The 10,597-nt window shown below is 72.2% G+C and carries 9 protein-coding genes; 5 read left to right on the forward strand and 4 right to left on the reverse strand.

The genetic code is table 11. The features are described 5' to 3' along the window. On the reverse strand, positions 1 to 1,593 hold a 1,593-nt coding region (locus tag ACTIDRAF_RS0215895), incomplete at its 3' end, for a dihydroxyacetone kinase family protein (protein WP_016699716.1). A gap of 65 nt (positions 1,594 to 1,658) precedes the next feature. Further along, complete coding sequence (locus ACTIDRAF_RS0215900) at positions 1,659 to 3,053, reverse strand: MFS transporter (protein ID WP_016699717.1); 1,395 nt, start codon at positions 3,051 to 3,053, stop codon at positions 1,659 to 1,661. 325 nt (positions 3,054 to 3,378) lie between these two features. Here ACTIDRAF_RS0215900 and ACTIDRAF_RS0215905 point away from each other — a divergent pair, with 325 nt between their 5' ends. Both ACTIDRAF_RS0215905 and ACTIDRAF_RS0215910 read left to right on the forward strand, forming a co-directional pair. Further along, on the forward strand, positions 3,379 to 4,167 hold the full coding sequence (locus tag ACTIDRAF_RS0215905; RefSeq protein ID WP_016699718.1) for an HpcH/HpaI aldolase family protein: 789 nt from the start codon (positions 3,379 to 3,381) through the stop codon (positions 4,165 to 4,167). A 70-nt stretch (positions 4,168 to 4,237) separates the two neighbouring features. Then, complete coding sequence (locus ACTIDRAF_RS0215910) at positions 4,238 to 4,993, forward strand: FadR/GntR family transcriptional regulator (protein WP_016699719.1); 756 nt, start codon at positions 4,238 to 4,240, stop codon at positions 4,991 to 4,993. Positions 4,994 to 5,047: 54 nt separating this feature from the next. On the opposite strand, the gene ACTIDRAF_RS0215915 is transcribed toward ACTIDRAF_RS0215910, so the two are convergent. After that, positions 5,048 to 7,309 (reverse strand): MMPL family transporter, encoded by a 2,262-nt coding sequence (locus tag ACTIDRAF_RS0215915; RefSeq protein WP_039787605.1) that lies wholly within the window; start codon positions 7,307 to 7,309, stop codon positions 5,048 to 5,050. Between the two features lie 254 nt (positions 7,310 to 7,563). On the opposite strand from ACTIDRAF_RS0215915, the gene ACTIDRAF_RS0215920 reads away from it, so the two are divergent. Then, on the forward strand, positions 7,564 to 8,298 hold the full coding sequence (locus ACTIDRAF_RS0215920) for a TetR/AcrR family transcriptional regulator (RefSeq protein ID WP_016699721.1): 735 nt from the start codon (positions 7,564 to 7,566) through the stop codon (positions 8,296 to 8,298). A 314-nt stretch (positions 8,299 to 8,612) separates the two neighbouring features. On the opposite strand, the gene ACTIDRAF_RS0215925 is transcribed toward ACTIDRAF_RS0215920, so the two are convergent. Then, a complete protein-coding gene (locus ACTIDRAF_RS0215925) occupies positions 8,613 to 9,041 on the reverse strand; it encodes a hypothetical protein (RefSeq protein ID WP_016699722.1) in 429 nt (142 codons plus the stop codon). Between the two features lie 297 nt (positions 9,042 to 9,338). On the opposite strand from ACTIDRAF_RS0215925, the gene ACTIDRAF_RS29205 reads away from it, so the two are divergent. Next, entirely contained in the window at positions 9,339 to 10,235 is an 897-nt protein-coding gene (locus ACTIDRAF_RS29205) for a helix-turn-helix domain-containing protein (protein WP_157163062.1), read from the forward strand. Continuing rightward, on the forward strand, positions 10,186 to 10,404 hold the full coding sequence (locus ACTIDRAF_RS0215935) for a DUF397 domain-containing protein (RefSeq protein WP_016699724.1): 219 nt from the start codon (positions 10,186 to 10,188) through the stop codon (positions 10,402 to 10,404). Before ACTIDRAF_RS29205 ends, ACTIDRAF_RS0215935 begins: the two co-directional genes overlap by 50 nt. The last annotated feature ends 193 nt before the right edge of the window (positions 10,405 to 10,597 follow it).

Genomic DNA, 10,597 nt, shown 5'->3' on the forward strand with positions numbered 1-10,597 from the left:
GGCCTCGGCCGCCCGCCGGGCCGCCTCGGCGGCGGCCTCCCACGCGGTGCCGAGGGCCTCCCCGGCCTCGACCTGGGTGGACAGGGTCTCGGCGAAGGGCACGAGCACGTCGACCATCGTCTTGTCACCGACGACCGCCCCGCCGAGGCGCATGACGTCCTCCGCCGCGGCCCGGACCCCGGCGCTGATGGCCTGGGCGGAGGGCCGCTGCTCGTCGCCCACCACCCCGGCCAGTGACCGCAGGGCCACGCCCCAGAGGGCGCCGGAGGTGCCGCCGGCCTCGTCAGCCCAGGCGTCCGCCGCCCTGGCCAGCAGCGTCCCGGCCCCGGCGTCCGCGGCGAGGGCCTCCTCCGCCGCACGCAGGCCACCGGCCGCTCCCCGTCGCATGCCGATGCCGTGGTCGCCGTCGCCGGCCACCGCGTCGATCCGGCCCAGCTCCTCGGCGTGTTCCTCGACGGTGTCGCGCACGGCGGTCAGGGCGGCCAGGGCGGTGCGGGCGGCGGCTCGGGACTCCTCGCTGGCGGGCGGGACGGTGTCCTGGGCCAGGTCGGGGATCTCGTCGTCGTCCTCGCCCTCGACCCTGGTGACCGAGCCCTTGCGGTAGGCGGGGCTGTCGGCCGGTGCCGTCCACAGCGGTTCCAGCTCGTCGGTCAACCAGAACAGGGTGAGGGAGGCCCCGGCCATGTCGAAGCTGGTGACCAGCTCGCCGACCTCCGGGTCGACGACCTCCAGGCCGGCCTGGTCGAGCAGCTGGGCGACCCGCCGGTAGACCACGAACAGTTCCTCGTACTTCACCGAGCCGAGGCCGGAGAGGATGACGCCGACGCGCTGTCCCTCTGGGGTGTCGACGCCCGGTGGGAGTTCGGCGAGCAGGGTGGAGACGAACAGGTCGGCGAGTTCGTCGGCGGTCGGCATCGGCTGCTCGCCGATGCCGGGCTCGCCGTGGATTCCCAGCCCGACGGCCATCCGACCGGCGGGGACCGTGAACAGCGGTTCGGCGGAGCCGGGCAGGGTGCAGCCGTCGAAGGCCACGCCGAAGGACCGGGTTCGGTCGTTGGCCAGCCGGGCCAGCCGGGCCACCTCGGCCAAGGGGAGACCGGCGTCGGCGGCGGCCGAAGCGATCTTGAACACGGCGAGGTCGCCGGCCACGCCCCGGCGGCGGTCCCGGTCCTCGGCCGGGGCGCTGGAGACGTCGTCGGTGACCGGCACCGCCTCGCAGGCCACGCCCTCGTCGAGCAGCCGTTGCCTGGCCTGGCCGAAGTGCAGGACGTCCCCGGCGTAGTTGCCGAAGGACAGCAGCACGCCGCCTCCGCTGTCGGCGGCCCTGGCCACCGCGTGCACCTGCTGGGCGGAGGGGGAGGCGAAGACGTTGCCCACGGCGGCGCCGTGCGCCATGCCCTGCCCCACCAGCCCGGCGAAGGCCGGGTAGTGGCCGGAGCCGCCGCCGACGACGACCGCCACGTTCCCGGGGACGCGGGGGGTGCTGCGGATGACGCCGCCGGGGACGGGACGCACCCAGCGGCGGTGTGCGGCCACGAAGCCCTCCAGGGACTCCTCGGCGAAGTCTGACGGGTTGTTGAACAGTCGAGTCATCTGCTGGCGGCCTCCGGACCGCGGGGGCGAGGGGCGGGCGGGGGGCGCCCGCCCGCCGGTTTCGGTCAGCGTTCGCCGGTGTGGGCCGGGGTGGGGGAGGTGTCGTCCCCGGTGTCGTCGTCCCCGGTGTCGTCGACCACGGGGTCCACGGCGTTCCGCCTGCTCAGGGCCACCATCAGCACACCGGAGAGCACCATCAGACCGCCGACCACGAACATGGGGACCACGTACGAGCCGGTGAGGTCGTTGAGGAAACCGGTCACGTAGCTGGCGGCGAAGCCCGCGATGTTGCCCAGGGTGTTGATCAGGGCGATCCCGGCGGCGGCCGCCGCCCCGGTCAGGAACCGGGAGGGCACGGTCCAGAAGTTCGGCAGCGCGGCGAAGATCGCGCAGGCGGTGACCGTGATGACCGCGACCGTGGCGGCCGGGGAGTTCATGAACAACGCCAGCGGGATGCTCAGACCGCCGACGACGGCGGGGACCGCGATGTGCCAGGTCTGGACGCCCCTCCTGGTGGCGTCCCGCGACCACAGGTAGAGGACGACGGCCGCCGGCAGGTAGGGGATCGCGGTGATCAGGCCCCGCTGGAAGACGTCGAAGGTGGTGCCGAACTGCTCCTCGAAGCCGCTGATGATGGTGGGGAGGAAGAACGCCAGGGCGTAGAGGCCGTAGATGAAGCCGAAGTAGATGACGGCCAGCACCCAGACCCGGCCGTTGGTGAACGCCGCCTTCATGCTGTGGCCGTGGCCGTCACCGCCGGCGGTCTTGGCCTTCGCCTCCTTCTCGAGGGCGGTGGTCAGCCACGTCTGCTCCTCCTTGGTCAGCCACTTCGCGTCGGCCGGCCGGTCGGGAAGGTAGAACCAGGTGATCATCCCGACGATGACGGCGGGCAGCGCGACGCAGAGGAACATGAAGCGCCAGCCCTCCAGGCCGAAGAACACCCCGTGCTGATCGATGAGCGCGCCGGCCAGCGGGGCGCCGACCACGGTCGTCAACGGCTGGGCCAGGTAGAACAGGGCGAGGATCTTGCTGCGGTGCTTGGTGGGCACCCAGAGGCTCAGGAAGAGGATCGCGCCGGGGAAGAAGCCGGCCTCGGCGACACCGAGCAGGAAGCGCAGCACGTAGAGCTGCTCGGCGTTCTGCACCCAGGTGAACAGCAACGCGACGGCGCCCCAGCTGACCATGATGCGGGCGAGCCAGCGCCGTGCCCCCACCTTGTGCAGGGCGATGTTGCTCGGGACCTCCAACACGATGTAGCCGATGAAGAAGACGCCGGAGGCGAAGCCGAACTGGGCCGCTGTCAGGGCCAGGTCGTCGTTCATCCCGTTGGGCCCGGCGAAGGAGATCGCCGTCCGGTCCAGGTAGTTGATGAAGAACATCAGGGCGACGAACGGCACGAGCCGGACGGCGACCTTGCGGATCGCCGAGCGCTCGACGGACGCGGTTGAGGCGGTGTCCACGCTGACTCCTCGGATTCACCGAACTCCCACGTTCGGCGGTGAACTCTGCCCGCTGCTGATCCCCCATCCGGGCTAGACGCAGCAGCGCGGAACGGCTGAGCACACGTTAGCCCTTCTTCGGAAATTGGTCACCGGTTGACCACCTTGAATTTTCACCGGATCGGTTTAGTAGGCCGTGACGGTGAGTCACGTCACTTTCGCCGGTTCCCGGCGGCGACCGGTCAACTGGTTGGTTGCCCTTCCGGGGCGAGCGGTGGTTTGCTGGGCCGCGCCGCACGGCACGACCCGCTGACCAGCCCAACGACGGAGCTAAGGTGGCCCGCTCATGACCCTCGACGTGATCGACAGGGCGCGGGCCGGGCAGGTGGCCCTGGGCACCTTCGTCTTCGAGTTCGACTCCAACGGCATCGGTCGCCTCGCCGCTGGCGCGGGCGCGGAGTTCGTCGTCTTCGACGCCGAGCACACCGGCTGGGGCTGGGAGACCATCGGCCGCCTGCTGGCCACGACCCGCCCGGCCGGGATCCCCGCCTGGGTCCGGGTGCCCTCCGCCGAGGACCGCAGCGCGGTGAGCCGCGCGCTCGACCTCGGCGCGCGGGGGGTGATGGCGCCGATGGTGGAGTCCGAGGAGGCGGCGCGCCGCCTGGTGGCCTGGTCGGCCTACCCGCCGCGCGGTGTGCGGGGCGCGGCCTTCGGCATCGCGCACGACGACTACGTCGCCGGCGACTTCCTCGACACGATCGCCAGGGCGAACGACGACACCGTCGTGATCGCGCAGATCGAGACCGTGGCCGGGTTGGAGGAGGTCGAGCGGATCGCCGCCGTCGACGGCCTGGACGTGCTGTGGGTGGGTCACTTCGACCTGACGAACTCGATGGGGATCCCCGGGCGGTTCGACCACCCCGACTACCTGGCGGCCCTCGACCGGGTCGCCTCGGCCGCCGCCGACCACGGCAAGCTCGCCGGTTTCATGCCCACCAGCGTTCCCCAGGCCACCGACCTCGTCGAGCGCGGTTTCCGGCTGCTCGCCTACGGCGGTGACCTGTGGATCTACCAGAAGGCACTCGCCACCGACCTCGGAGCGATCCGCTCCGCGACCGATTCAGGAAGGACGTGAGTGGTGTGATCGACGCCGTCACCACCACGCTGCTCCCCCGCCGACCCGCCCGGTCAGGACGGGGCCGGCCATGACGCCCGAGACGACGCAGCCACGGTTCGAGGAGCTGCTGCGGCCGGTGGCCCGCGAGTCCACCGTCAGCGAGGTCGCGAAGCGGCTGCTGGACCAGCTCGCCGAAGGCCGCCTCGCGCCCGGAACCCGGTTGCCCTCCGAGCGGGTGTTGGCCGAGGCCCTCGACGTCGGGCGGTCCACCGTGCGCGGTGCCCTCTCCGCGCTGGACATCCTCGGGATCATCGAGATCAAGCCGGGGTCCGGTTCCTACGTGCGGCAGACGACCTCCGACCTGTTGCCCCAGACCATCAACTGGGGGTTGATGCTCGGTCAGCCCCGGACCCACGACCTGGTGGAGGTGCGCCAGTTCCTGGAGGTCATCACCGCCCAGCTGGCCGCCACCAGGGCGTTGGACGAGGACATCGACCGCCTGGAGAAGCACCTGCGGCGGATGGAGGAGGCCGTCGACGACGTGCCCACCTTCGTCGAGGCCGACGTGGCCTTCCACCTCGAGACCGCCGAGATCGCCAGGAACTCCGTCCTCAGCGACATCCTGCACAGCGTGCGGTCCCTGCTCCAGGTGTGGGTGGCCCGCGCGGTGCGGGCCGACGGCACCACCGCCACCACCCTCGCCGAGCACACCGCCGTCTTCGAGGCCATCCGGTCCCGCGACCCGGAGGCGGCCGGCGCGGCGATGCGGGCGCACATGGACTCGGCCAGCGGTCGGCTGCGGCGATCGTTGGTGAGCCCGGAGGCGGGCGCGGAAGCCAGCTGAGCGGCTCGGGGGCCGGTCGGCCGTGACGACCGACCCCCGGCACCTGCTGCCGGATCAGACCGACTCGCGCAGCCCGATCCGGTCGTGCAGCCGCCGCAGCGGCGCGGGCGCCCACCAGTTGGCCCGGCCCGCCAGTCGCATGAACGCCGGGACCAGCACCGCCCGGATCAGGGTGGTGTCCACCAGGATCGCGACGGCGACCCCCACCCCCAGCATCTGGATGTACATCACGCCGGCCGAGGCGTAGGCGGCGAAGGACGCGGCGAGGATCAACCCGGCGGCGGTGATCAGCGGGGCGCTGCGCTGCATGCCCACCGCAACGGCCGCGTCGTTGTCCCCGGTGCGGTCGTACTCCTCCTTGATCCGGGACAGCATGAACACCTCGTAGTCCATCGACAGCCCGTAGGCCACGCAGAACATCAGGATCGGGATGCTCGGTTCCAGCGAACCGGTGGCGGTGAACCCGAGCGCCCCGGCCAGGTTGCCCTCCTGGAACACCCACACCAGGGCACCGAACATCACCGACAGGCTCAGCAGGTTCAGCACCGTCGCCTTCACCGGGAGCAGCAGGCTGCCGGTCATCAGGAACAGGATCGCGAAGGTGACCAGCAGGATCAGCGCGAGCACGAGCGGAAGCCGCTCGACCACGGTGGACCGGTAGTCGGCGAGTTCGGCCGGGTAGCCGCCGACCAGCACCTCCGAGGGGGCGGGCACGTCGCGAACCCGCTCGACCAGCCCGGTCGCGTCCTCCTCCAGCCCCTCCAGGTCGGGTACCGCCGACAGCCAGGTGGCGTCCTCGCCGGCGAAGCGTTCCGGCTCGGCCTGGTCGGTGGCCACCAACTGGCCGTCCTCGTGGGAGCCGGCGAGGGAATCGACCCTGGCCACCCCGGGCACCTCGGACAGGCGCGCCGCGTAGTCGGCGAGTTCCGGTCCCCCGGCGGCCAGCGGGCCGGCGTCGGGCAGCACGACCTGGAGCGCGTCGACCTCCTCGGCGGCGAACTCCGAGCGCACCACCTCCTGGACCTGCCGGCTCCCGGTCTCCGGGGGCAGGATCCGATCGTCGGGGAGGCCGAACCGGAGGCCGAGCGCGGGGGCGCCCAGGGCGAGGAGCGCGACGACGGCCACGCCGCCGAAGAGCACCGGTCGCCGCATGACCGCGGTCGCCGCCCGGTACCAGCGGCCGGCGGTTCCGGGCAGGGCGGCCTCGGGGCCGACCGGGGCCGGTGCCGTCCTCGCCCGTCCGGCGACCCGGTGCCCGAGGGAGGCGAGCACCGCCGGCAGCACGACGAGGGCGCCGACCAGCCCGCCGGCGACGATCGCGACGCCCGCGTAGGCGAAGGACCGGAGGAAGTCGAAGGGCAGGACCAGCAGGACCACCAGCGAGGCCGCGACGGTCACCCCGCTGAACACGACCGTCCGGCCCGCCGTGTCCAGCGTCCGCGCCGTCGCCTCGGAGACGGAGGCCCCGGCGCTCAGCTCCTCGCGGAAGCGGTGGATCACGATCAGCCCGTAGTCGACGCCCAGGCCGAGCCCCATCGCGAGGGTCAGGTTCAGGGCGAAGGTGGAGACCTCGCTGAACAGCAGCGGAATCCGTAGGAGCGACAGGGCCACCAGCATGGCCAGCACCCCGACGGCCAGGGGCAGCAGCGCCACCAGCGCGCTGCGCAGCACCAGTACGAGCAGCACGAAGACGAGCGGGAAGATGATGAGTTCGGCGCGGACGAAGTCCGACCTGGCCTCGGCGCCCGCGTCGCGGAACACCTGTTCCCCGCCGCCGATGCGGACGGAGGCCAGGTCGTCGTCACGGTCGAAGCGTTCGGTGAGCCCGGGGAGCACGGTGGAACGCACGTGATCGGCGTCGCCGGGGATCCGGGCGACCACGAGCGCGTGCCGCCCGTCGCGGCTGGCCAGGGTGTTCGCCCCGCCTCGGGTCCAGTAGGAGTAGGCCTCGGCGACGCCGTCGTGGTCGGCGAGTTCGCCGGTCAGGTCCAGGCCGTACTCCCGCATCTCGGCGGTGGAGACGTCCCCGGACTCGGGGGTGACCAGCAGGATGAGGTCGGGGCTGCCGGTGTCGAAGCGCTCGGCCAGCACCCGGCCGGCCTGGTCGGACTCCGAGCCGGGGGCCTCGAACCTCGACAGGGCGAAGGACCCGACGGCGGTGGCGCCGAGCACGCCGCTGAGCACGGTCAACGCGAGGCTCGCCCACAGCACCCGGCGCCGGTGGTGGGCGAGCCACCGTCCCAACCGGTGGAGCGGGCCAGGTGCGGGATTCGTCGGGTGACGGCGGGGAGCGGGGGTGTCGAGCGCGGTGCTCACCGGCGACCTCCCCGCTGGAACCCGGTGGTGGAGGACGGGCGTGGTCCTCGGTGCGCGTCGGGAGCCGCCTCGGTGCGGAGTGGGGTGGCGGGCTCGGCTGAACGGCCGCCGCCGTCGTGGTGGGGCACGGGCTTCGGTCCTCCGGTTAGGCTGGAAGCAGACCACGAATGCGAATCAAGACTCGTATTTGTGGGGGTGGACGCAAATTACAAGCGATCACTCGTGTTTGCAAGTCGTCGTGCGCGAGGAGGGACATGCCACGGGATCGAGCCGCCCGGCCGGCCGGTGACGCGGGGGCCGAGCGCGGCGCCGGGACGGCGGGCCGGGCCGAGGCCGGCGGGGTGCGCCGGCAGGCCAGGGGGCTGGCGCGGATGGCCGCCATCCTCGACGCGGCCGAGGAGGTCATCTCCGAGGTCGGCTACGCGGAGGCGACGACCAACGCGATCGCCGCCAGGGCCGGGGTCTCACCCGGCACCCTGTACCAGTTCTTCCGGAACAAGGACCAGGTGGTCGAGGAGCTGGCCGTGCGCTACGGCGAACGCCTCCGGGAGTTCTGGGCCGCCAGGACGACGCCGGAGTCGGCCGGGCGTCCGCTGCCCGAACTGGTGGACGGCCTGCTCGACGCGGTCCTCGCCTTCAAGGTCTCCCAGCCCGCCTTCTGGCCCCTGTTCTACGGTTCCGCGCTCCCCGACCAGCTCGCCGCCGTCGCCGCGGGGCTCCAGCAGGGCACGGTGGAGCGGATCGCGGGCTTCTTCGGCGACCGGTGCCCCGAGCTCACCAGGGAGCGGCGCGAGCTGCTGGCGACGATGACGGTGGGCACGGTGCGCACCATGATGCCGATGCTCCTCGGCGCGGACGAGGCGAGGCGCCGGGAACTCCTCACCGAGATCAAGGCGATGTTGGTCCGCTACCTGGGTCCGGCGATCGGCGTCGAGGGGCGGGCGGCCGTCGGCGACCCGGCGGGGGAACGCGCGACCGCCACCGACTGACGGGGCTACCGCGTCGCCCCCGCCCGTGAGCACGTCCGCCGGAGTGGGTTCGTCGGCGCGCCCCTGGGGCGAGGGACGGTCCGGGGGAGCGCCTCCGTTCCGGCCCCGGCGATGCGGGGGGCGTGGGAGGCCACCCCGAACGCGAGCACGCGGGTCAGGGGCACGGCGGGAACGGGTGGTGCCGCCCGGTTCTCCCCGGCGGCACCCGCCGGTGCGTGGGCCCGGTCGGCCTCCGCCGACCCGGGCCGCGTCGAGCGCGGGCCGTGTCCGCTGGCGCGGACCGACGCGGGGCCGCGTCATCCGCCCCGGTGACCTCAGGGCAGGCGTTCCCGGATGATCTCCGCCCCCGCCGTCAGCAGTTCGGCGAGGGATGACGCGGCGGCCGAGTCGAAACCGATCCGCCAGTCGGGAGCCCGCTGCCCGACCAGGTGCACGATCACCCCGTCGTCATGCCGGGCTGGGGAGAGCGCGAGCAGGCACGAGTCCCCGTGCTGGCGGAGGACCGCGAAGTGCTCGGTGTCCCGGGACCTGATCGCCGCCGCGATCGCCCGCGCGGTGTCGCGGGAGACGCCGATGGTGCCCAGGGTGGTGGAGGCGAGGCGGACGATCACCACCGTCCGGTACTCGTCCAGCTCCACCTGGGCGGTCGAGCACTGTTGCCGGTCCAGGTCCCAGCCGAGGACGCGGTGGTACCACTGGTGCCTGATGTGGGCGGGGGCGGGCGAGAGGTCGAGGGTCGTCATTCCTGGCTGCTCCGTCCACTGGGAGGTCTCGGCTTCGCGGGACGCGCCCGGAGCCCCGGTGCTCGTGCCCGTCGCCCGTCCCTCCGACCCCGGGGCCCCGGGCGGTCAGGGCTCGACGCACCATGGGCGGACGCGGAGTCGGCTCCCTGCCCGCGCGCCCGGGACACGGGCCGACCGCGGTCCCCTCCGAAGGTCGAGAGACGAGCGTATTGCCAATACTTTCGCGTATTGACAATACGAGCAACTCCCTGAACGGGCGTATTGGTGCCGGTGGCGCCCCTCTTTAGGGTGATCGACATGGCAAGCACCCCCTATCGAGCACAGGCGCGGGCGCTGGGCGCCGAACTGCGCCAGCTCCGTGCCGCGGCACGGTTGACCGCGAAGGCGGTGGGCGAGGCCGTCGGCTTGTCGCAGCCCACCATCAGCCAGACGGAAACGGGCAAGAGGCTGGCCTCTCCGGAAGAGGTCGCCTCCATCCTGACCGTGCTCGGGGTGACGGGGTCGAATCGCGATCGGCTGATTCAGATGGCCCGCGACGCCCAACAACCCCGATGGCTCGCGGTCGGCGTTCCCGGACTTCCGGCTCAGGTGACGGCGATGATCGAATTCGAGCGCACCGCGGTGTCGGCCACCTCGGTCTCCGCCCTTCTGATGCCAGGGTTACTCCAAACAGAGGACTACATTCGCTCGATCATGGCCGCCTACGGTCATCCACCGAGTGAAAGGGAGTTCCGCGTCCATCTCAGGCTCAGCCGGCAGCGCGTTCTCACCAACGGTTCTCTCCAGTTCACCGCCCTCATCGACGAGGCCATCCTTCACCGGCCAGTAGGGGGAACCGAAGTGCTGGCGGGTCAACTCCGCCATCTCGTTCGGATGTCCGAGTTTCCCAACATCACCGTTCAGGTGGTTCCCGTGGGCGCTGGATACACCGCACTGCTCGAAGGATCTTTCGTGGTGCTCGAATTTCCCAAAGCGGCTCCCGTCGTGCACCTCGAACACGGGAACTCCGGAGTGTTTCTCGACGGTCAGGACGACCAAGCCGAAGTGGACGAGTTCCGCTCCTGGGCCGCTAGTCTCCAGCAGTCGGCGGTCAGTCCCTCGGATTCGCGAATACTGATCGGCGAACTGATCGAAAGGATGGAGCATGCACCACACCGTGCCACCCCGGACCCCGCTGGCGCCGGGCTGGAGTGACTGGCGCAAGTCCCGGCGGAGCGGCGGGCAGTCCGACTGCGTCGAAGTCGCCAACGGCCCCGGGGTCGTCGGTATCCGGGACACCAAGAACCGTTCGGGCGGCGTTCTCGTCGTGGACCGCGACAGCTTCGCCGCTCTGGTGGGCGCGATGAAGTCCGGGAGGCTCTGACAGACGCGCACCGCGGCCGGCCCCCGGGGTGCTCCGGGGGCCGTGCCGACGACCGCCCGCGCGGTGCCCCCGGTGCGGGAGGCGGACCGGCGGTCGGGCGGGTGTTCCCTCCCATTCCGGTCGGCGCTCGGAGGCGGCGGTCCCCGCCGGCGCGGGGGAACGGTCCCGCCGGCCGCGACCCCGCCCCCCGCCC

Origin of the sequence: Actinoalloteichus spitiensis RMV-1378, from assembly GCF_000239155.1 — a bacterium.
Classification (GTDB): Bacteria; Actinomycetota; Actinomycetes; order Mycobacteriales; family Pseudonocardiaceae; genus Actinoalloteichus_B; species Actinoalloteichus_B spitiensis.

Coding starts and splice junctions, on each gene's coding strand:
- ACTIDRAF_RS0215920 (WP_016699721.1), top strand. CDS start 7,564: ATGCCACGGGATCGAGCCGCCCGGCCGGCCGGTGACGCGGGGGCCGAG.
- ACTIDRAF_RS0215910 (WP_016699719.1), top strand. CDS start 4,238: ATGACGCCCGAGACGACGCAGCCACGGTTCGAGGAGCTGCTGCGGCCG.
- ACTIDRAF_RS0215935 (WP_016699724.1), top strand. CDS start 10,186: ATGCACCACACCGTGCCACCCCGGACCCCGCTGGCGCCGGGCTGGAGT.
- ACTIDRAF_RS29205 (WP_157163062.1), top strand. CDS start 9,339: ATGGCAAGCACCCCCTATCGAGCACAGGCGCGGGCGCTGGGCGCCGAA.
- ACTIDRAF_RS0215925 (WP_016699722.1), bottom strand. CDS start 9,041: ATGACGACCCTCGACCTCTCGCCCGCCCCCGCCCACATCAGGCACCAG.
- ACTIDRAF_RS0215905 (WP_016699718.1), top strand. CDS start 3,379: ATGACCCTCGACGTGATCGACAGGGCGCGGGCCGGGCAGGTGGCCCTG.